17 protein-coding genes are annotated in these 19708 nt (G+C 64.8%); 8 read left to right on the top strand and 9 right to left on the bottom strand.

Features of this window, described 5'->3' with window-relative positions; translation table 11 throughout:
* The first annotated feature begins 325 nt into the window (after positions 1-325).
* Positions 326-3835 (top strand): PAS domain-containing hybrid sensor histidine kinase/response regulator, encoded by a 3510-nt coding sequence (locus tag BRA471DRAFT_RS05080; RefSeq protein WP_007605101.1) that lies wholly within the window; start codon positions 326-328, stop codon positions 3833-3835.
* 4 nt (positions 3836-3839) lie between these two features.
* On the opposite strand, the gene BRA471DRAFT_RS05075 is transcribed toward BRA471DRAFT_RS05080, so the two are convergent.
* Positions 3840-4871, bottom strand: a complete 1032-nt coding sequence (locus BRA471DRAFT_RS05075) for an alpha/beta fold hydrolase (protein ID WP_007605099.1) — start codon at positions 4869-4871, stop codon at positions 3840-3842.
* 1003 nt (positions 4872-5874) lie between these two features.
* Positions 5875-6546, bottom strand: coding sequence for a response regulator transcription factor (locus BRA471DRAFT_RS05070; RefSeq protein WP_007605097.1), 672 nt, complete (start codon positions 6544-6546; stop codon positions 5875-5877).
* A gap of 344 nt (positions 6547-6890) precedes the next feature.
* On the opposite strand from BRA471DRAFT_RS05070, the gene BRA471DRAFT_RS05065 reads away from it, so the two are divergent.
* On the top strand, positions 6891-8516 hold the full coding sequence (locus BRA471DRAFT_RS05065; protein WP_198287860.1) for an MFS transporter: 1626 nt from the start codon (positions 6891-6893) through the stop codon (positions 8514-8516).
* A gap of 128 nt (positions 8517-8644) precedes the next feature.
* On the opposite strand, the gene BRA471DRAFT_RS05060 is transcribed toward BRA471DRAFT_RS05065, so the two are convergent.
* Both BRA471DRAFT_RS05060 and BRA471DRAFT_RS05055 read right to left on the bottom strand, forming a co-directional pair.
* Positions 8645-9124 carry a secondary thiamine-phosphate synthase enzyme YjbQ gene (locus BRA471DRAFT_RS05060; RefSeq protein WP_007605094.1) on the bottom strand — a complete coding sequence of 160 codons (480 nt, stop codon included), beginning with the start codon at positions 9122-9124 and terminating at the stop codon, positions 8645-8647.
* A 30-nt stretch (positions 9125-9154) separates the two neighbouring features.
* Complete coding sequence (locus BRA471DRAFT_RS05055) at positions 9155-9691, bottom strand: hypothetical protein (RefSeq protein WP_007605091.1); 537 nt, start codon at positions 9689-9691, stop codon at positions 9155-9157.
* A gap of 406 nt (positions 9692-10097) precedes the next feature.
* On the opposite strand from BRA471DRAFT_RS05055, the gene BRA471DRAFT_RS37895 reads away from it, so the two are divergent.
* The 5 genes from BRA471DRAFT_RS37895 to BRA471DRAFT_RS05030 all read left to right on the top strand — a co-directional run bounded on the left by BRA471DRAFT_RS37895 (position 10098) and on the right by BRA471DRAFT_RS05030 (position 12735).
* A complete protein-coding gene (locus BRA471DRAFT_RS37895) occupies positions 10098-10472 on the top strand; it encodes an AtpZ/AtpI family protein (protein WP_007599457.1) in 375 nt (124 codons plus the stop codon).
* Positions 10473-10586: 114 nt separating this feature from the next.
* Positions 10587-11336 (top strand): F0F1 ATP synthase subunit A, encoded by a 750-nt coding sequence (locus tag BRA471DRAFT_RS05045; protein ID WP_007605089.1) that lies wholly within the window; start codon positions 10587-10589, stop codon positions 11334-11336.
* Positions 11337-11389: 53 nt separating this feature from the next.
* Positions 11390-11620 (top strand): F0F1 ATP synthase subunit C, encoded by a 231-nt coding sequence (locus tag BRA471DRAFT_RS05040; RefSeq protein ID WP_007599451.1) that lies wholly within the window; start codon positions 11390-11392, stop codon positions 11618-11620.
* A 60-nt stretch (positions 11621-11680) separates the two neighbouring features.
* The gene (locus tag BRA471DRAFT_RS05035) at positions 11681-12244 is read left to right on the top strand and encodes a F0F1 ATP synthase subunit B' (protein ID WP_007605087.1); all 564 of its coding nucleotides are present in this window, start codon (positions 11681-11683) and stop codon (positions 12242-12244) included.
* A gap of 5 nt (positions 12245-12249) precedes the next feature.
* Entirely contained in the window at positions 12250-12735 is a 486-nt protein-coding gene (locus BRA471DRAFT_RS05030) for a F0F1 ATP synthase subunit B (RefSeq protein WP_007605085.1), read from the top strand.
* A gap of 196 nt (positions 12736-12931) precedes the next feature.
* On the opposite strand, the gene BRA471DRAFT_RS38685 is transcribed toward BRA471DRAFT_RS05030, so the two are convergent.
* The 5 genes from BRA471DRAFT_RS38685 to BRA471DRAFT_RS05005 form a co-directional block, all read right to left on the bottom strand.
* Entirely contained in the window at positions 12932-13606 is a 675-nt protein-coding gene (locus tag BRA471DRAFT_RS38685) for a hypothetical protein (protein WP_007605083.1), read from the bottom strand.
* A 105-nt stretch (positions 13607-13711) separates the two neighbouring features.
* Positions 13712-14299: a GNAT family N-acetyltransferase gene (locus BRA471DRAFT_RS05020; RefSeq protein ID WP_007605081.1), complete on the bottom strand. Its 588-nt coding sequence runs from the start codon at positions 14297-14299 to the stop codon at positions 13712-13714.
* A 39-nt stretch (positions 14300-14338) separates the two neighbouring features.
* The gene (locus BRA471DRAFT_RS05015) at positions 14339-15628 is read right to left on the bottom strand and encodes a pitrilysin family protein (RefSeq protein ID WP_007605079.1); all 1290 of its coding nucleotides are present in this window, start codon (positions 15626-15628) and stop codon (positions 14339-14341) included.
* Complete coding sequence (gene thrC, locus BRA471DRAFT_RS05010) at positions 15625-17043, bottom strand: threonine synthase (protein WP_007605077.1); 1419 nt, start codon at positions 17041-17043, stop codon at positions 15625-15627. The genes BRA471DRAFT_RS05015 and thrC overlap by 4 nt, the downstream gene beginning before the upstream one ends.
* A gap of 553 nt (positions 17044-17596) precedes the next feature.
* Entirely contained in the window at positions 17597-18241 is a 645-nt protein-coding gene (locus BRA471DRAFT_RS05005) for a response regulator transcription factor (RefSeq protein ID WP_007605075.1), read from the bottom strand.
* An 85-nt stretch (positions 18242-18326) separates the two neighbouring features.
* On the opposite strand from BRA471DRAFT_RS05005, the gene BRA471DRAFT_RS05000 reads away from it, so the two are divergent.
* Positions 18327-19667, top strand: a complete 1341-nt coding sequence (locus BRA471DRAFT_RS05000) for a histidine kinase (protein ID WP_035973549.1) — start codon at positions 18327-18329, stop codon at positions 19665-19667.
* The last annotated feature ends 41 nt before the right edge of the window (positions 19668-19708 follow it).

Raw genomic sequence — 19708 nt, 5'->3', positions numbered from 1 at the left:
CAAGGGGGGAGGGAGCGAGGAGTTTGGCCTCCCTTACGTCGGTAGCCGCACAGTGTAAGGGTCGGTCTCGAATTTCCTGCAACGCGGACGCTCTCTCCGTTCCCTCCCCCCCTTGTGGGGAGGGTCAGGGAGGGGGGTAACACGCAGGGACTCTCTCGGTGAGCCCGAGGCAGCGCAGCTTTTGGGGCAGCACCGCTTAACGACAACCCCGGTTCCCGCACCCACACGGCATTTCGCTGTCGCCTCCACCCGTCCAACGCGCTAGATTTACAGCGAAAATGAGATCGGGCGCGGCCAGCGCGCCACCGGGAGAAGCACGCTCGTCATGCTGCACGATTGGGGCGTGATCGCCGCCGCCTTCGGCTATATCGGCTTTCTGTTCCTGGTGGCGAGCCATGGCGACCGCCGCAGGCCGGCCGGGCGCGGCCGCGCCTCGGGGCTGATCTATCCGCTGTCGCTGGCGATCTACTGCACCTCCTGGACCTTCTTCGGCTCGGTCGGCTTCGCCACCCGCACCTCCACCGACTTCCTCGCGATCTATGTCGGCCCGATCCTGATGATCGGGTTAGGGGCCGGCGTCCTCCGCCGCGTGATCCAGCTCGCGAAGGCCCACAACATCACCTCGATTGCCGACTTCATCGGCGCGCGCTACGGCAAGAGCCAGGCGGTGGCGGCAACCGTCGCGCTGATCGCCATCATCGGCTCGGTGCCCTACATCGCGCTCCAGCTCAAGGCGGTCGCCTCCTCGCTCGAAACCATCCTGAGCGAAGACCAGGCCTTCTCCCACATCCCGATCTTCGGCGACGTGGCGCTGATGGTGACGCTGGCGATGGCGGCCTTTGCCGTGCTGTTCGGCACGCGGCAGACCGACGCCACCGAGCACCAGCACGGCCTGATGCTGGCGGTCGCGACCGAATCCATCATCAAGCTGGTCGCCTTCCTCGCCGCGGGCATCTTCGTCACGTTCTGGATGTTCTCGCCGCACGAATTGATCGAGCGCGCGATGAAGACACCGGAGGCGGTGCGCGTCATCAACTATTCGCCGTCGATCGGCAACTTCCTGACCATGACGCTGCTGTCGCTGTGCGCGATCATGCTGCTGCCGCGCCAGTTCCACGTTAGCGTGGTGGAGAATTCCTCGGACGCCGAAGTCGGCCGCGCGCGCTGGCTGTTTCCGCTCTATCTCGTCGCCATCAATCTGTTCGTGATCCCGATCGCGTTCGCCGGCCTCGTCAGCTTCCCGTTCGGCGCCGCCGATCCTGATATGTACGTGCTGGCGCTGCCGATGGAGGGCGGCGCGGATCTGCTGAGCGTCGCCGTCTTTGTCGGCGGCCTGTCGGCGGCGACCGCGATGGTGATCGTCGAATGCGTCGCGCTCTCCATCATGGTCTCGAACGATCTCGTGGTGCCCCTGGTACTGCAACGACGGCCCGAGGGGCGCACCGGCGGCGCCGATTTCAGCGACTTCCTGCTGCGCTCGCGCCGGCTCGCGATCTTCGCCATCATGGTGATGGCCTATTTCTACTACCGCGCGCTCGGCAACACCCAGCTTGTGGCGATCGGTCTGCTGTCTTTTGCCGCCATCGCCCAGCTTGCACCGAGCTTCTTCGGCGGACTGCTGTGGCGGCGCGCGACCGCGCGCGGCGCGATCGGCGGCATGCTGGTCGGCTTCGCGGTGTGGCTCTACACGCTGTTCATCCCGAGCTTCATGGATACTTCGACGGCCGGCATCCTGCTGCTCCAGCACGGCCCGTTCGGAATCGAGGCGCTGCGGCCGCAGGCGCTGTTCGGCGCCGATTTGCCGCCGCTGATGCACGGGGTGGTCTGGTCGCTGTCGCTCAACGTCCTCACCTATGTGCTGCTGTCGCTGGCGCGCCGGCCGTCTTCGATCGAGCTAGTGCAGGCCGATCTGTTCGTCCCCAACACGCTCGCGCCGATTTCCCCGAACTTCCGGCGCTGGCGCACCACCGTCACGGTGCAGGACATCCAGACCACGGTGGCGCAATATCTCGGGCCTGACCGCGCGCGGCATTCGTTCGAGGCATTCTCCGCGCGGCGCAATGTGCGGCTGGAGTCCGGGGCACCCGCCGATTTCGAGCTGCTGCAGCACGCCGAGCACCTGATCGCCTCCTCGATCGGTGCGGCCTCCTCGCGTCTGGTGATGTCGCTGCTGCTGCGCAAACGGACGGTCTCCGCCAAGGCTGCGCTCAAGCTGCTCGACGATTCCCATGCGGCGCTTCATTTCAACCGCGAGATCCTTCAGACCGCGCTCAACCATGTGCGCCAGGGCATCGCGGTGTTCGATGCCGATCTGCAACTGATCTGCTCCAACAGGCAGTTCGGCGATCTCCTCAACGTTCCCCCGCATTTCATCCAGTTCGGCACGCCGTTGCGTGAAATCCTGGAATTCATGAGCGTGAGCGAGCCGGCCGATCCCATCGACCGCGAGGCCATGCTGGCGCGCAGGCTCGCGGCCTACACCACCGATGGCGAGCCTTATCTCGAACGCCTGCCCGATCGTCACATGGTCATCGAGATCTTGACCAACCGCATGCCCGGCGGCGGCTTCGTCATCACCTTCACCGACGTCACGCCCACGTTCGAGGCGGCCGAAGCGCTGGAGCGCGCCAATGCGACGCTGGAAAAGCGGGTGCGCGACCGCACCGAGGAGCTGACCCTGCTGAATTCCGAGCTGGCGCTGGCCAAGAGCGCGGCCGAAGACGCCAGCATCTCCAAGACGCGCTTTCTCGCCGCCGCCAGCCACGACATTCTCCAGCCGCTGAACGCGGCGCGGCTCTATGTCACGAGCCTGGTCGAGCGTCAGCACAGCGGCGAGGAGACGCGGCTGGTCGAGAACATCGACGAATCGCTCCAGGCGATCGAGGAGATCCTCGGCGCGCTGCTCGACATCTCCAGGCTCGACGCCGGCGCGATGACGACCTCGATCTCGAGCTTCAAGATGGCCGACCTGATGCGCTCGCTGGAGATCGAGTTCGCGCCGATCGCACGCGCCAAGAATCTGGCGCTCGTGTTCGTGCCATGCTCGCTGCCGGTCGAGTCGGATCGTCTGCTGCTGCGGCGGTTGCTCCAGAACCTGATCTCCAACGCGATCAAATATACCCCGCGCGGACGCGTGCTGGTCGGCTGCCGCCGCCGCGGCGCCTCGCTCAAGATCTGCGTCTACGACACCGGCGTCGGCATCCCGGCGGTCAAGCGCGGCGAGATCTTCAAGGAATTCCACCGCCTCGAGCAGGGCGCGCGGATCGCCCGCGGCCTCGGCCTTGGTCTGTCGATCGTCGAGCGGTTGGCGCGCGTGCTCAACCACGGCATCGCCATCGATTCCAATGTCGGCGGCGGCTCGGTGTTTTCCGTGACGGTGCCGACGGCGAAGGCGATCACCCACACCGCGGCCGTGACCAGTGCGACGCCGCTCGCACGCACCTCGATCTCGGGTACCCTGATCGTCTGCATCGAGAACGACGCCGCGATCCTCGACGGCATGCGCACGCTGCTGAAGGCCTGGGACGCCGAAGTGATCGCGGTGGCCGATCCCGAGGGTGCGATCGCCGCGATCGAAACTGCCGGTCGTCGCGTGACCGGCCTGCTGGTCGATTATCACCTCGATCGCGGCAACGGCATCGCGGCGATCCGCGACATCCGCCGCCGCTTCGGTGATGGCATCCCCGCGATCCTGATCACCGCCGACCGCAGCCCCGCCGTGCAAATGGCTGCGCGCGACGAAAAGGTCGCGGTGCTCAACAAGCCGGTCAAGCCGGCTTCGCTCCGCGCCCTGCTCGGCCAGTGGCGCACGCAGCAGATGGTGGCGGCGGAATAGCGGGTCAGGCGCCGCCGTCGGCGTCGATGACGGCCTTGGCAAACGCTTGTGGGGCTTCCTGCGGCAGATTGTGGCCGATGCCGCCGGTGATCAGGCGATAGTCGTACCGGCCGGAGAACTTCTTGGCATAGGCGCTTGGGTCGGGGTGTGGCGCGCCATTGGCGTCGCCTTCCATCGTGATGGTTGGGACGCCGATCACCGGAGCTGCCGCGAGTTTCTTTTCGAGCTCCTCGTATTTCGCTTCGCCCTGGGCGAGCCCGAGCCGCCAGCGGTAATTGTGGATCGTGATCGCGACGTGATCCTTGTTGTCCAGCGCCGCCGCGCTGCGGTCGAAAGTGGCGTCGTCGAACTTCCACTGCGGCGAAGCCAGCTTCCAGATCAGCTTGGCGAAGTCATGGGTGTATTTCTCGTATCCGGCGCGGCCGCGCTCGGTCGAGAAATAGAACTGGTACCACCACAGCAGCTCGGCCGACGGCGGCAGCGGCGCGTTGCCCGCGGCCTGGCTGGAGATCAGATAGCCGCTGACCGAGACCAGCGCGCGGCAGCGATCCGGCCACAGTGCGGCGATGATGTCGGCAGTGCGCGCGCCCCAATCGAAACCGGCGACAACAGCCTTCTTGATGTCGAGCTTGTCCATCAGCGCGATGATGTCGGCGGCCATTGCCGCCGGCTCGCCGTTGCGCGGCGTCTCGGCGGAGAGGAAGTGGGTCGAGCCGTAGCCGCGCAGATAGGGAATGATGACGCGATAGCCGGCCTTTGCCAGGATCGGCGCGACGTCGACGAAGGCGTGAATGTCGTAGGGCCAGCCGTGTAGCAGGATCGCGACCGGACCGTCCGCAGGACCGGCCTCCGCGTAGCCGACGCTGAGGACGCCGGCGTCGATCTGCTTGATCGCGCCGAACGACGCATTCGTCGCGGCCGAGCGCGGCGCTTCCGATTCGGCGCGGGCGAGGCCGATCACGCCGAGGCCGGCGGCGACAGTTCCCCCGGCGACGCCGAAAAACCGGCGCCGGTGCTGGTCAATGATCTGTTTCATGGTGCTGCTCCCTCTTTGATCGGTCGTGCACTGACTAGCAGCGGCGACCGCGAGACACCCGTTTGGAGTTGTGAGAAGTTGTGAGGTTCCGGCTCCAGCATCTGCGACCCGATTTTGAGGCGGCAAGCTGGAATCCAGTACGCCGGGGCGTCTCGATTCCATCACAGGCGTCTCTGGGATACGGGATCGTCCGCCTGCGCGGACGATGACACCGAGCGCGAGGCGACAGACATGCGTTCGCATCCTCGCGGCGCGTTTCGCCCGAGCCTTGATTGGTCGCTCCACCCTCAAATCCAAGAGGGCGCAGGGAAGGCCGGGTGCTGACCTCGCACCCGCGGTCCGCTGCGCGAAAAGCACACGCAGGAAAACCGCACAGCAGCATACAGGTGGTGCCAATCACTCGGCCTTCCCTGCGCGATGGTTGGACGGCTTATGCCGTGCTCTCCCGGGAGCCGAGTTCCTGCTGGCCTCCCTCGCCTTCGCGAAAGTCACCGGCACCGCGCCGGTTGACGCGCATGCCGCATCCGCAAAGGCTTGACCGTAGCAACGACGGCCAGGACCACACGGTTTTGCCGTACGCACGGCCCGCCATTTCGCCGCAGTTTTTCCAGCCCTGTCGACGGAGCCGGAAACTTACAGACGAGACGAACCTAACAGCGCCGCTCGTCGGAACGAAGCCATGGGCTCACGGAGAGCAATCCGCCCTGCCCCTAGCTCTCGCACCCGAACGCTGCCGCGTCCACCGCAAGCCCGGCTCGCGAACGTGACGACCACAAGATCGCCCCTCAAGGATGAGCCGGGATGAGCGACACATACGCCAAAACCGAATTTCGGTAAAGTGGAATATTTTTGCGGCGGCGGATTGACAGGGGGGCGACACAGAGGAGGTCCGGTAGCCCGGATGAGCGAAGCGATATCCGGGGCTTTCGCCAGCTAGCCGCACTGCGGTCCCGGATGTCACTTCGCTCATCCGGGCTACAGGCGAGAGGCCCTCGCTACAGCCTCACCCCGCCGGGGTGCCCTGCTTCCACTGGCCGCCGGCAATTTTTGCGGCGGCGATCACGGCCTGGGTCCGGCTTTCGACGCCGAGCTTTTGCAGGATCGCCGAGACGTGCGCCTTGATGGTGGCCTCGGAGACGCCGAGCTCATAGGCGATTTGCTTGTTGAGCAACCCCTCCGACAGCATCATCAGGACCCGGACCTGCTGGGGCGTCAGCGTCACCAGCCGGTCACGCAGGCGCGTCATGTCGGGATCGGCGACGGCCGACAGATCGGTGTCGGCGGGAACCCAGACCTCGCCTTCCATTACCTTGAGAATGGCGTCGCGCAGGGTCTCGACGCCGAATCGCTTCGGAATGAAACCGGAAGCGCCGAAATCGAGCGAGCGGCGGATCGTAGCGCTGTCGTCGGAAGCGGAAACGATCACCACCGGGATCGCCGGATATTGCGCGCGCAGATAGATCAGGCCTGAAAAGCCGGAGATCCCGGGCATCGAGAGGTCGAGCAGGATCAGGTCGACGTCGGAGGTCTGTTCCAAAAGCTTGGTCAAATCCTCGAACGATCCAGCCTCGTCGATCCTGGCCGAGCTCAGGACGCCCGCCACCGCCTGCCGCAGCGCGTCGCGGAACAGCGGGTGGTCATCGGCAATGACGAGATGGGTCGAGGGAGCGTTCATCGTTCTCTTGCTGGCAATCGCACCGGGCCAGTAAGCCGGCGCAGGCCCTTGGGTCAATTGTTTCCCGACCAGCCGTGGCATGCAAGTGGACATTATCCCTTTGCGGCAACGGGGTTAATCCACAGGTCGGCACTATGTTGCCGAATGGAACGCCCGCGGCGTCAGGTGCGCGTCAGTGCGAAAGGCCGAAAGTCGTATTGGGGCGGGTTTCACGGCAATGTTACCTTGGGGGCAAGGCTTGGGTTGATCCGGCATGACCGGACATCCAAGGCGCGAGGAAACGATTTTTCGGGGAGCGACTCAACATGTCGACAATGGCTGTGTCTCAAGCAGGCGCGGGAGGGATGACGAAGGACGAACGGTTCGTCATTCTCGCCTCCTCGCTCGGTACCGTCTTCGAGTGGTACGATTTCTATCTCTACGGTTCGCTGGCCGGCATCATCGGCGCGCAGTTCTTCTCGGCCTATCCGCCGGCAACCCGCGACATCTTCGCGCTGCTGGCCTTCGCGGCGGGCTTCCTGGTGCGCCCGTTCGGCGCAATCGTGTTCGGCCGTGTCGGCGACATCGTCGGCCGCAAATACACCTTCCTCGTCACCATCCTGATCATGGGTCTGTCGACCTTCATCGTCGGCCTGCTGCCCAATGCGGCGACCATCGGCATCGCGGCCCCGATCATCCTGATCGCGCTGCGTCTCGCTCAGGGCCTCGCGCTCGGCGGTGAATATGGCGGTGCGGCCACCTACGTCGCGGAGCATGCTCCGAACGGCAAGCGCGGCTACTACACCTCCTTCATCCAGACCACGGCGACGCTCGGCCTGTTCCTGTCGCTGCTGGTGATCCTGTTCACGCGCTCCGCGCTCGGCGAACCCGACTTCGCGGCCTGGGGCTGGCGCATTCCGTTCCTGGTCTCGGTGCTGCTGCTCGGCGTCTCGGTCTGGATCCGGCTTCGCCTCAACGAATCCCCGATCTTCCAAAAGATGAAGGACGAGGGGAAGAGCTCGAAGGCCCCGCTGACGGAAGCCTTCGGCAACTGGCAGAACGGCAAGCTCGTGCTGCTGGCGCTGCTTGGCGGCGTGATGGGCCAGGGCGTGGTCTGGTACACCGGCCAGTTCTACGCGCTGTTCTTCCTGCAATCGATCCTCAAGGTCGACGGCTACACCGCCAACCTGCTGATCGCCTGGTCGCTCCTGTTCGGCACCGGCTTCTTCATCGTGTTCGGCATGCTCTCCGACAGGATCGGCCGCAAGCCGATCATCCTCGGCGGCTGTCTGATCGCGGCGCTGACCTTCTTCCCGATCTTCAAGATGATCACCACCAACGCCAACCCGGCGCTGGAGAAGGCGATCGAGTCGATCAAGGTTGACGTGGTGGCAGATCCGAAAGGCTGCGGCGACCTGTTCAACCCGGTCGGCACCCGCGTCTTCACCTCGCCTTGCGACACCGCACGTGCCTACCTGTCGCAGTCGTCGGTCAAGTACGGGACCACGCCAGGCGCGGCCGGCTCCGGCGTGAAGGTGATGGTCAACGGTAAGGAAGTTCCCTACGCCAACGCCAAGGACGGCAATCCGGCGGTCCTCGCCGCCGTGCAGGCAGCCGGCTATCCGAAGGCCGGCGATGCGGGCATCGTAAAGATGGCGCATCCGTTCGACATCTTCCGTCCGCAGGTGGCGGCGGTCGTCGGACTGCTGTTCGTCCTGGTGATCTTCGTCACCATGGTCTACGGCCCGATCGCCGCGATGCTGGTCGAACTGTTCCCGACCCGCATCCGCTACACCTCGATGTCGCTGCCCTACCACATCGGTAACGGCTGGTTCGGCGGCCTGCTGCCGGCGACCGCCTTCGCCATCGTGGCCTCGACGGGCGATATCTATGCGGGCCTCTGGTATCCGGTCATCTTCGCGTCGATTACCGTCGTGATCGGCTTGTTCTTCCTGCCGGAGACCAAGGACGTCGATATCAAGTCGACCTGATCGACGCAGATCGAGATCAACACTAACCGGCCGCGGTCTCCGCGGCCGGTTTTGTTTTGAGCTCCGGAATTGCTTGTTTTGACGCGTTTTCTTGACGCGAACCGGGATCCACTTCGCTCGAAGACGCTCTACTGATTGCCGCCGATGAATTGCAGCACCACCTCGCGCCGGTGCGGGCGGGCGCGATGCTCGATCAGATAGATCGCCTGCCAGGTGCCAAGCGCGAGCCTGCCGTTCAGCACCGGCACCTGGAGCGATGTCCCCGTGAGCATGGTTTTGATATGCGCCGGCATGTCGTCCGGCCCTTCGGTGTCGTGAGTCCAGCCCGCATCTTCATCGTCGGGCGCGAGCCGCGCCAGCACCGTAGTGAGGTCGACCAGCACCGACGGGTCGGCATTCTCCTGAATTGTCAGAGACGCCGAGGTGTGACGGATGAACAGCGTGAGCACGCCGTCCCGCGCATGAACGTCGGCGATGAACCGCGCCGCCTCGGCGGTGAGGTCGCTGAAGCCGCGCCCCGGCGTCTGCACGGTCAGCAGCGACGATGCGATGGTGGTGGCCGGCCCTGACGACGGCGCCGAGCGCGAGATGGATTTGGCTGATGTCATGGGGACTCCGTTACGATACCGAGGGAGCCGCTAAATCTTCCCCGACACGTCCTTCTGCACGCGGTTGGCCATGTCGATCAGCCGACGCCAGGCCCTTTCCAGGAATGACATCACGCGATCGACGTCCTGGTCGCTCGGCAGCGGGATCTCGATCCTGCGCTCGCCCTCGGCGGCCTTTGGTTCTCGTGCTTGCGGCTCCGCCTTCTTGAGCGGATCGGTTTTCGGCAGTGCCTCGTCGATCTTGCCCGACACGGTCGGCCCCGCCGCAAGCCGTCCCTTCAGCGTCTCGACTTCGGCCTGGAGCCTGCCGATCTCGGCGTCGAGCGCGGCACGTTCATCGGGTACCGCGTAGCAGGCCCAGCCGGCGCTGCTCTTGGTGCACGTCGACACCGTCCCGGTGCGGGTGTCGAGCCGCAGCACGCCCTCGGGGATGGGGGTCATGCTGTAGCGGCCGTTTTCGCTGTCGGGCGCGGATTCCGCGGCAAGGCAGCCGGCGCTGATGGCCATCGCCGCGGCGAACGCCGCCGCCGCGAGCCATGATGCTGTGGATGAATTCGCTGGTCTCATCGCGTTCTCCGCCACGACGCGCAGGTAGCACTCTTGAAGGTGGCACTCATAAAGGTGGCGCTCATCAAGGTGGCGCTTCTCGCAAATTCTACACCCCGGCGAGGCGATCCGCCGCCCAAAACGCGCCTTTGACATGAACGATCGCGGCGCCCCCTTTGATCCCGGCAGCCGGGCAAAATGGCGACGGCGTCCGCCGATCAAGCGGAGACCTGCTGCGGTGCGGCGTCACGCTGTGTGCAGCGCTGCCGTTCGCGCCGATATTTCCAAATAAATCAGACACTTAACGGGAATGGACACAATCGTGACTTGGCTTGACTTGATTATGGGCCATCAGTATGGTCCGCGCGGCTTTTGAGGGTGGCGGGCGTAATTTCCATTCAGCCGCGGCGTTTCGGGTCTTCGTTGCATGACACAGGGCACGGGACACGGCGAGAATGGAGATCGCGATAGATCGCCCGAGGAAGCTGCGCTTTCCGATCGGCTCGGAAATCTTGATCAGCGGTTGTCCGAATTTCGCGGCCGCCACGTCAAGACCGAGCAACCCGCAGGTGACGGTGAGGACAGAGCGGCCAGAGCCTCGGCGATGGCGCTTGGTTTTCGGTTATCCTCCGAGTTGGTCGCCGGGGTCGTTGTCGGAGCGGGGATTGGCTGGGGTTTCGACCGCTTGCTGTCGACGTCGCCTTTCGGATTCATCGTGTTCCTGCTGCTGGGCTTCGTCGCCGGCGTGGTGAATGTGGTGAGAACGGCAGGTGCGGGTCAGAACAGGCGCGGTGGTTCTTAAGCGATCCACTCCAGGAGAGGAATGATCGTGCCGGCTCGTGCCGGTACGGGCCGGGCCCGACCGGCAGACCGAGACCCGCCGGCATCGCCCGGCAGACCAAGAGATGCCGCGCTGATGAAAATCGATCCGATCCACCAGTTCAACATCGAGCCTCTCTTCACCCTGGGCCATATCGGCAACCACACGATCGCCTTCACCAATTCGTCGCTCTACATGCTGGTGGCGGTCGCGATCATCTCGATCCTGATGCTCGCCAGCGGCACGCAGCTGGTTCCCGGCCGCCTGCAGTCGGTCGCCGAGATCTCCTACGAGTTCGTGGCCTCGACCATCCGCTCGACGGCCGGCGCGGAAGGCATGAAGTTCTTCCCGCTGATCTTCTCGCTGTTCATGTTCATCTGCGTTTCGAACCTGGTCGGCATCATCCCCTACACCTTCACGATCTCGAGCCATCTGATCGTCACCGCCGCGCTCGCGCTGCTGGTCTTCTTCACGGTGCTGATCTACGGCGTCGCCAAGAACGGCCTGAAATTCTTCTCGATCTTCGTGCCCCACGGCGTCCCCGGCTACATCCTGCCGCTGGTGATGTTCATCGAGATCCTGTCGTTCTTCCTGCGGCCGGTCTCCCACAGCGTCCGTCTGTTCGCCAACATGCTGGCCGGCCACATCGCGCTGAAGGTGTTCGCGGGCTTCGTCGCCATGCTCGGCTTCTCGCTCGGCGCCCTCGGCTGGGTCGGCGGCGTGCTGCCGCTGGCGCTCACGGTCGCGCTGTACGCCCTCGAGATTCTGGTCGCGTTCCTGCAAGCCTATGTGTTTGCGATCCTGACCTGCATCTACCTCAACGACGCCATTCATCCGGGACACTGAGCGGTCCGGGGAATTTCCACCCAAAACCCAATCTTTCTTCCAAGGAGTCTAAAATGGATCCGGCAGCAGCAAAACTTATCGGCGCGGGCATCGCATGCATCGGCATGGGCGGCGCGGGCGTCGGCGTCGGCGTGATCTTCGGCAACTACCTCGCCGCAGCCGTTCGCAACCCCTCGGCCGCTCAGGGCCAGTTCGGCAATCTGATCTTCGGCTTCGCCGTGACCGAAGCGCTCGGCATTTTCTCGCTGCTGATCGCGCTGCTGCTGCTGTTCGTTCCGCTCTGAGGACGATTTTTCGCGCCGCTTCAGCCGAAGCGACGCGCATGACAGCAACAGGAGTAATCCATGGCTGAAAGTCATGGCGGCGCAAAAGGTCCGGCGACGGGCGCCCACACCGGGTCCGAAGGCGGTCACGGTGGCGGTTTTCCGCCGTTCGAGAGCGGCACCTATGCTTCGCAGCTGGTGTCGCTCGCGATCTTCTTCGTCGCGCTTTACGTGATCGTGTCCAAGCTCGCTCTGCCGCGCGTCGGCGGTGCGATCGAGGCGCGTCAGAACAAGATCGAGGGCGACCTCGCCGAAGCGCAGAAGCTGAAGGACCAGTCCGAAGCGGCGCTGAAGGCCTATGAAAGCGAGCTTGCTTCGGCACGCTCGCGCGCGCAGGCCATCGGCAACGAGTCCCGCGACAAGGCGAATGCGCAGGCGGACGCCGAGCGCAAGGCGCTGGAAGAGCAATTGGCGGCGAAGCTCGCCGAGGCGGAGAAGACCATCGCCTCGACCCGTGCGACCGCCATGAGCAACGTCCGCGGCATCGCGGCCGATGCGGCAGGCACCATCGTGCAGCAGCTCACCGGCGTGGTTCCGGACGCGGCGTTGGTCAATGCCGCCGTTGATGCGTCCTTGAAGGGTTAATCGATATGTTCTTCGATCCTGAAACCTGGGTCGCCATCGCCTTCGTGATCCTCATGGTCGTGTTCGGCTATCTCGGGGTCTTCAAGAAGGCCATGACTGCGCTCGACCATCGCGCCGATCGCATCAAGGCCGAGCTCGACGACGCGACGCGCCTCAAGCAGGAAGCCGCCAAGGTGCTCGCCGACTACAAGGCGCGCACCGCCTCGGCCGAACGCGAGGCCGCCGACATCATCGCGAACGCGAAGAGCGAAGCCGAGCGCATCGCAATCGAGGCCAAGGCCAAGGTGGAAGATTTCGTCGCTCGCCGCACCAAGACCGCGGAGGGCAAGATCGCGCTCGCCGAGGCCCAGGCGGTGGCCGATGTTCGCGCCGCAGCCGCGGAAGCCGCCGTCCAGGCCGCCTCCACGATCCTGTCGCAGTCGGTCAAAGGCCAGGTCGCCGACGATCTGCTCGCCAAGGGCATCACCGAAGTCAGGCAGAAGCTGAACTGAGGGGCTTCGCCCTCACCCATCAAAAAGCCGGCGCGATGAGCGCCGGCTTTTTTGTTTGTGGGCACTGCATCGGCAAATCTGATGTCATCGCCCGCGAAAGCGGGCGATCCAGTATTCCAGAGACAGTCCTGATCAGTCGAGAAGCCGCGGTGTACGGGATGCGCCTTCGCGGGGCATGACGACTATCCTTACGTGGTTACTTCTTCTTCGCCCGCGCCTTCGGCGCGGGCGAGAGCGCCTGCGGATCGAAGCCGACATAGAAGATGTAGCTGTCGGCGTCCTTGGCCGAAGGCATCGGATAGACCAGATCTTCAGCCACGAAGGTGAACGGCACGCTGCCGCCCTCCGACATTCCGACCGTGGTCCGGTAGGCCTTGGAGGCGATCACCTTCTCGCCGATGCCGCCCTGCACCACGGCGACGCGCAGCGGTACCTCGACGCTCGCAGGCGCGCCGGCGGGACCGGCAATGACGCGCCCCTGGATGCCGATCCGGGCCGTGATATCGCCGCCATTGCGGGCGCATTCGCGCGCCATCTTGGTGATGGTGGCCTGGAAGCGGATCTCATTGCCGATGGCCGGCTTGCCGGTGGCACCGACCGCGTAGGTGGAAGCTCCGGCACGCACCGTGACCTGCGGGCAATCAAGATCGTCATCAGCCGCCGGCTGGCCTGGCGCAGGCGCCGGCTTGGGTTGGGCCGGCTCGTCCGACTTGCCGCCGAACAGGCCCTTGAATCGATCGGTCAGCGACTGCGCCGCAACCGGCGAGACGGAGACAAGCGCAACCGACAACGCCAGCGCGACCGCTGCCCCCCGCCGCAACGCATTTCGCGATGACCGAAGCTCCTGCACCCTCAACGCCCCATACTCCATGACGACATCCCGGCCGATCACCGGCCGGCTTGCGCCGTTATATCGTCAAAACCGGCGAACCCAAGGCAGGCACACAGCAGACTTTGGTCACATGAATGAACGGGCTCAGCCGCGGAAATCCTCGTGCAGCAGACCGAACAGCAAATGGTCCTGCCAGATCCCGTTGATGCAGAGATAGCGGCGCGCCAGCCCCTCACGGGAGAAACCGCACTTCTCCAGCACCCGGATCGAGGGCGCATTGGTCGGGATGCAGGCGGCCTCGACCCGGTGCAGATTGAGCTCGCCGAACAGCGTCGGCAGCAGCACCCGCAGCGCGGCCGTCATGTAGCCGCGCTGGGCGTGGGGCTTGCCGACCCAATAGCCGATGGTGCCGGCCTGGACGATGCCGCGGCGGACATTGGCGAGCGTGATGCCGCCGACCATGGCGCCGTCGAGCTCCCGGAAGATCAGAAAGGGATAGGATCGGTCCGCCGCGATGTCCTCGGAATAGCGCCGCAGGCGACGGCGGAAACCGGAGCGCGTGAGATCGTCCGACGGCCAGATCGGCTCCCAGGGCGTCAGGTAATCGCGGCTGGACTCGCGCAGATGGGCCCATTGCAGGAAATCCGACATCTGCGGCGCGCGTAGCAACAGGCCGTTGCCGCGCGGCGCGAGAGCGGCGGGTCCACTGGATGGCAGGCGAAAGAGGGCCATGGTGATGCTTCCCGGGACGGATCAACCCGTGCGCGGCTCCTAATGCAGCCGCGCCTTGGCGCGTGCCCGGGTCAATCCTTCCGCAAAAGACACCGCCGTGTCCAGACCCCTGCCACTGCCCAATGCGACAACCGCAGGGCGGCTGCGCGAAAGCAGCGCACGCGCCGCATCCCGGGTCGATTCGACGCTGACGGCGTCGATCCGGGCCACCAGCTCCTCGGCGGTCTGGGGCCGGCCATAGGCCAGCACATGCCGGGCGAGCTGCTCGGCACGGGACGAACAGCTCTCCAGCGCCATCAGCAGACCCGCCTTCATCTGCGCCTTGGCCCGCGCGATCTCGACCTCGGTCAGGGTCTCGACCGAATCATTCATGATATCGACCACGACCTCCATCATCTCGGGGGCATCGGCCGGATCGGTGCCGGTGTAGAGGCCGAAGAAGCCGGTGTCGGTATAGGGCGCGTGGAACGAGTAGATCGAGTAACAGAGGCCGCGCTTCTCGCGCACCTCCTGAAACAGCCGCGACGACATCCCGCCGCCGAGGATATTGGTGAAGACCTGGAGCGAGAACAGCGACAGATCGGTCTGCGGCACGCCCTCCAGCGCCAGCGTCAGATGCGCCTGCTCGAGCTCGCGATGCACCACCTTGGTGCCGCCCTTGCCGAACTGTGCGGGTTGCGGCTTGGGACCCGCTGTCCCGTCAAAACTGGCAAAGCGCTGCTCGACCTCGGCGACCACCTGCTTGTGATCGACCGCGCCGGCTGCCGCCACCACCATGTCCGGCCCGCGGTAATGCGTCGACAGATAGTCGCGCAAGGAGTCGCGGCTGAAGGCGCGCAAGGTCTTCGCGGTGCCGAGCAGCGAGCGGCCCATCGGCTGGTCGGGATAGCAGAGCTCGTTGAGATGCTCGAAGACGACGTCGTCTGGCGTGTCCTGCGCCGCGCCGATCTCCTGCACGATGACGTTCTTCTCGCGCTCGAGCTCGTCGGGCTCGAAGGCGGGATTGGCCAGGATATCGGCGAGCACGTCGAGCGCGAGCGGCACGTCGGCCTTCAGCACCCGCGCATAATAGGATGTGGTCTCGGTCGAGGTGCCGGCATTGAGGTCGCCGCCGACCGCCTCGATCTCCTCGACGATCTCGCGCGAGGAGCGCTTCGTGGTGCCCTTGAACGCCATATGTTCCAGAAGATGCGAGATGCCGTGCTCGTTGGGCTTCTCGTCACGCCCGCCGACGCCGGCCCAGACGCCGAGCGCCGCGGTCTCGAGATGAGGCATCTTGTCGGTGACGACAGTCAGGCCGGACGCAAGCTTGGAAATCTCGACGCTCATCCGGCAACTCCCTGTTTCGCGGCGCGGCTGACCGACAGCACGAACCGCTCGACCTCGGCCTGGTCGTTCTTCATCACCTTCATGTGTTCGGATTTGGTCATCAGACCATCGAGCCAGGCCGGCAGTTGCGGCCGCTGGCCGCAGGCCGCTTCGACCGCATCAGGGAATTTGGCCGGATGGGCAGTGGACAGCACGATGCTGGGAACCGTCCGGTCCGTGGTGTCGCGGTCGGCGACCGCAAGCGCGACCGCGGTGTGGGGATCGACCAGCTCGCCCGCCTCGCGCCAGGCGGCGCGGATCGCGGCCGCGGTCTCGGTCTCGTCGGCCCGGCCTGCGTCGAATCCCTCGCGGATCGCGGCCAGCGTCGCATCGGGCAGCACGAAGCGGCCCGACTGCTTCAGCGAATCCATCAGACGGCGCACGCTGGCGGCATCGCGCCCGCCAGCCTCGAACAGCAGCCGCTCGAAATTCGAGGAGATCTGGATGTCCATCGACGGCGACGCCGTCGCGTGGACCTCGCGCACCTCGTAGATCCCGGTCTTCAGCGTACGCGCCAGGATGTCGTTGACGTTGGCGGCGATGCCCAAGGTCCGCACCGGAAGACCCATGCGCTTGGCGACATAACCGGCAAAGATGTCGCCGAAATTGCCGGTCGGCACGACGAAGTCCACCGCGCGCGCGGGTGCGCCGACGGCAACGGCGGAGGTGAAATAGTAGACCACTTGGGCGACGATGCGCGCCCAATTGATGGAATTGACGCCGGACAGCGCCGTCGCATCGCGGAAGCGATGGTTGTTGAACATCGCCTTCACGATGGCCTGGCAATCGTCGAAATTGCCCTCGACGGCGAGCGCATGGACGTTGGCCGCGCCCGCCGTCGTCATCATCCGCCGCTGCACCTCGGAGATGCGGCCATGCGGGAACAGCACGATGAGATCGACATTTTCGAGCCCCGCAAACGCGTCGACCGCAGCACCGCCGGTGTCGCCCGAAGTCGCGACCACGATGGTGGTGCGCTGGCCGCGCTTGGCGAGCACGTGGTCCATCAGCCGCGAGATCAGCTGCATCGCCACGTCCTTGAAGGCGAGCGTCGGACCGTGGAACAGCTCCAGCACGAACTGGTGCGGCGCCATCTGGCGCAGCGGCACCACCGCCGGATGGCGGAAGGTGGCGTAGGCCTCGTTCGCCATGCGGCCGAGCTCGGCGTCCGAGATCTCGCCGGCGACGAAGGGGCGGATCACCTCGACCGCGACCTCCCAATAGGGACGACCGAAGAAGCCGGCGATGGCGTCAGTCGAGAGTTGCGGCCAAATGGCCGGCACATACAGGCCGCCGTCGCGGGCGAGCCCGGTCAGCATCACGTCGCAGAAGCCGAGTTCGGGGGCCTCGCCCCGGGTCGAGATATAACGAGTCAAACTGCCCTCCAAAGGCCGGCCAAGCCTGGGCTCGATCCGCAAGCCTTTGATTTTACGAAATTACTTGTCAACAGCCAGAGGCTTTGAGCCACCATAAAGTGTTTTGCGGCATCAGGAAACCGCTTCGCAACTGAGCCCTTCCCAACGAAAAGGGGTGCCAACGAAAAGGGCTGCGGCAATGCCGCAGCCCTCTCTTGGAAGGTCTGTCGTTGTGTGCAGACCGGTTTAGCCTCTTGGGGTCACCGACCCGCTAAAACTGTTCGCACAAGCTTTCGTCGCCTGTCATGAGATCGTCAAGGGTCAAAACGGGATGCGCGAGAAAATGTTCCTGTTTTTCCCGATGCGTTTCGGCGCAAGCAAGCGCTCACCAGCGTCCATGCATCACGCATTGCTGTTATTTCCCGCCGGAGAGTTCGGGAACGAACGACGGCTCGGCTCATTGTGTCGGCGGATGGTGTCGGCGCTATCCATGCATTGCCCGGCGGAGCGCCGAGACCGGTCCGCCCCGCCGAACCGGCAGCATCCTGGAGCAGCCGGTTCGGCGCCCCGGGCGTCAGTTCATCCCGATTTCCACCGCGATCCGGATCAGGTCGGAATGGTTCTTGGCACCGAGCTTCTGCTTGAGCAGGGAGGTGGTGTTGGCGACGGTCTTGTAGGAGATGCCGAGCGCCTCGGCGACCTCGACGATCTTGTCGCCTCGCCCCAGCAGACGAAGAATCTCGAGCTCTCGCGGCGTCATCAGCGAGGCAGGATTGGCCTTGATCGCCGCGCCGGAAAACGTCACGGCTTCCGCGAGCTGCGGTGAAATGAAATTGTCACCCGCAACCACCTTGCGCACCGCCTTGAGCAGGATCCGGGGATCGTCGCCCTTGGAGACGTAGCCCTGCGCCCCCAGCTCGACCGCCCGCACCACGAAGGCCGGATCGTCGTTCATGCTGAACATGATGATCTTGGCGTCGGGATCGTCCTTGCGAATGCGTCGCATCAATTCAAAGCCGGAGACGTCGGGCAGGCTGATGTCAATCACGGTGACGTCGGGCCGCTTGCTGACATAGGCGCGATGCCCGGATTTGGCGTCGGTCGCCTCGTCGATCCGGATCGAATGGTCGGAGGCGAACAGGGTGCGGCAACCGGACAGCACCACGGGATGGTCGTCGACAATCAGGACGCGGGTCGCCGGCTTGGCAGTATCTTGCATTGTAACTCTCTAGTTTTTCGACTCATAAACCGACGGGAACAAATGGAAAGAGCAAATCCGACCGATGCGCGTTAGAATTGACCTAATGTGGCGCCGCTTCTCGTTCAGGACCCAACTGTTTCTGCCGCTCGGGATGAGCTTCCTCGCCGCGCTGATCATGAGCGGCGTGCTGCTCCAGATCTTCGCGACCGACCAATTGGCGGACGAGAACGAGCCGGGGCGGCGTTCGATCCAGACCGTTGCCGCCGCGCTCAACAACACCCTGCGCACCTCGAACAATCCGCGGCAGACGCTCGACGCCTTTGTCCATTCTCTGGACACCTCCTCCGATATCCAATTCCGTGCCGCGGAGATGGGTCCCGCGTCCTCAGCGAGGGACGGCCCGCGCAAGCCGCATGGCGTCCCGCAATGGTTTGTCGACCTGCTCACCGTTCCGGACATGGAGGCAGCAGCTCCGGTGACGATCGACGACAAGCGTGTCGGCGATCTCGTCTTCCGGCCGGACCTGTCGGCCGACCTGTTCGAGAAGTGGATCGGCTTTCTCGCGTTGACCATCCTCCTTGCCATGCTGATGGTGCTCACCGGCACCATTGCCTATGTTTTCGCGGGATCGGCCCTGCGCCCACTGCAAGATCTCGGCGTAGGCCTCACGCGGATGCGGCGCGGCGACTACGCAACGCCGATCCCGGTCGGAGGACCGCCGGAAATCCGGCAAAGCTGCGAGGAAGCCAACGCGCTGGCCGAAACGCTGGCGCAATTGAGCCGGGACAATCGCGACCTGCTGCATCGGCTGGTGTCGCTCCAGGACGATGAGCGGCGCGATCTCGCGCGCGAACTGCACGACGAACTCGGTCCGCTGCTGTTCAGCATCCGCGCCGGCACGATCGCATTGGCCGACGCCTCGCCCCCGGCGGGAAATCCCGGCAGTTCGGCGCAGGATGTGTTGCAATCGGTCGAGGCGCTCCAGCAGACCAACCGCCGCATCCTGGACCGGTTGCGACCGCTCTACATCGAGGAATTGGGTCTGGAGACCAGTGTGCAGACGCTGCTCCGGAATTTTCGCAAGCAGGCGCCGTCCATCAACCTGACGGACACGATTGATCCGGATCTCAACGCGATCGACGGGCCGCTGGCCCAGACCGTCTATCGCGTGATTCAGGAAGCGCTGACCAACGTGCTGCGCCATGCCGGCGCCAGCAATGCCCATGTGCAGGCGACCTTCGCCGGCGAGACGATCGTCATCGAGATTTCCGACGACGGCGGCGGCTTTCCCGAAGGCAATGTGTTCGGCCGCGGCCTGACCGGCATGCATGAGCGCGTGCGCGCGCTCAGCGGATCGCTGTCACTGCTGCGCGTGGACGCCAGGACCTATGTGCGCTGCCGCCTTCCCGCCGCACCGGCACGCGAGGCGCCGGTCAACGATTGAAGCGCTTCGAACGAAGTGGATACCGGTTCGCGTGAAGAAAA

The sequence above is a fragment of the Bradyrhizobium sp. WSM471 genome (assembly GCF_000244915.1).
Lineage (GTDB): Bacteria > Pseudomonadota > Alphaproteobacteria > Rhizobiales > Xanthobacteraceae > Bradyrhizobium.
The sequence above is the reverse complement of the archived record's forward strand: the minus strand, read 5'-3'. Positions and strand labels throughout refer to the sequence as shown.

Excerpts from the sequence above, each read along its gene's own strand:
- BRA471DRAFT_RS05080 (WP_007605101.1), top strand. The coding sequence starts at position 326 with ATGCTGCACGATTGGGGCGTGATCGCCGCCGCCTTCGGCTATATCGGC.
- BRA471DRAFT_RS05075 (WP_007605099.1), bottom strand. The coding sequence starts at position 4,871 with ATGAAACAGATCATTGACCAGCACCGGCGCCGGTTTTTCGGCGTCGCC.
- BRA471DRAFT_RS05070 (WP_007605097.1), bottom strand. The coding sequence starts at position 6,546 with ATGAACGCTCCCTCGACCCATCTCGTCATTGCCGATGACCACCCGCTG.
- BRA471DRAFT_RS05065 (WP_198287860.1), top strand. The coding sequence starts at position 6,891 with ATGACGAAGGACGAACGGTTCGTCATTCTCGCCTCCTCGCTCGGTACC.
- BRA471DRAFT_RS05060 (WP_007605094.1), bottom strand. The coding sequence starts at position 9,124 with ATGACATCAGCCAAATCCATCTCGCGCTCGGCGCCGTCGTCAGGGCCG.
- BRA471DRAFT_RS05055 (WP_007605091.1), bottom strand. The coding sequence starts at position 9,691 with ATGAGACCAGCGAATTCATCCACAGCATCATGGCTCGCGGCGGCGGCG.
- BRA471DRAFT_RS37895 (WP_007599457.1), top strand. The coding sequence starts at position 10,098 with ATGACACAGGGCACGGGACACGGCGAGAATGGAGATCGCGATAGATCG.
- BRA471DRAFT_RS05045 (WP_007605089.1), top strand. The coding sequence starts at position 10,587 with ATGAAAATCGATCCGATCCACCAGTTCAACATCGAGCCTCTCTTCACC.
- BRA471DRAFT_RS05040 (WP_007599451.1), top strand. The coding sequence starts at position 11,390 with ATGGATCCGGCAGCAGCAAAACTTATCGGCGCGGGCATCGCATGCATC.
- BRA471DRAFT_RS05035 (WP_007605087.1), top strand. The coding sequence starts at position 11,681 with ATGGCTGAAAGTCATGGCGGCGCAAAAGGTCCGGCGACGGGCGCCCAC.
- BRA471DRAFT_RS05030 (WP_007605085.1), top strand. The coding sequence starts at position 12,250 with ATGTTCTTCGATCCTGAAACCTGGGTCGCCATCGCCTTCGTGATCCTC.
- BRA471DRAFT_RS38685 (WP_007605083.1), bottom strand. The coding sequence starts at position 13,606 with ATGGAGTATGGGGCGTTGAGGGTGCAGGAGCTTCGGTCATCGCGAAAT.
- BRA471DRAFT_RS05020 (WP_007605081.1), bottom strand. The coding sequence starts at position 14,299 with ATGGCCCTCTTTCGCCTGCCATCCAGTGGACCCGCCGCTCTCGCGCCG.
- BRA471DRAFT_RS05015 (WP_007605079.1), bottom strand. The coding sequence starts at position 15,628 with ATGAGCGTCGAGATTTCCAAGCTTGCGTCCGGCCTGACTGTCGTCACC.
- BRA471DRAFT_RS05005 (WP_007605075.1), bottom strand. The coding sequence starts at position 18,241 with ATGCAAGATACTGCCAAGCCGGCGACCCGCGTCCTGATTGTCGACGAC.
- BRA471DRAFT_RS05000 (WP_035973549.1), top strand. The coding sequence starts at position 18,327 with ATGTGGCGCCGCTTCTCGTTCAGGACCCAACTGTTTCTGCCGCTCGGG.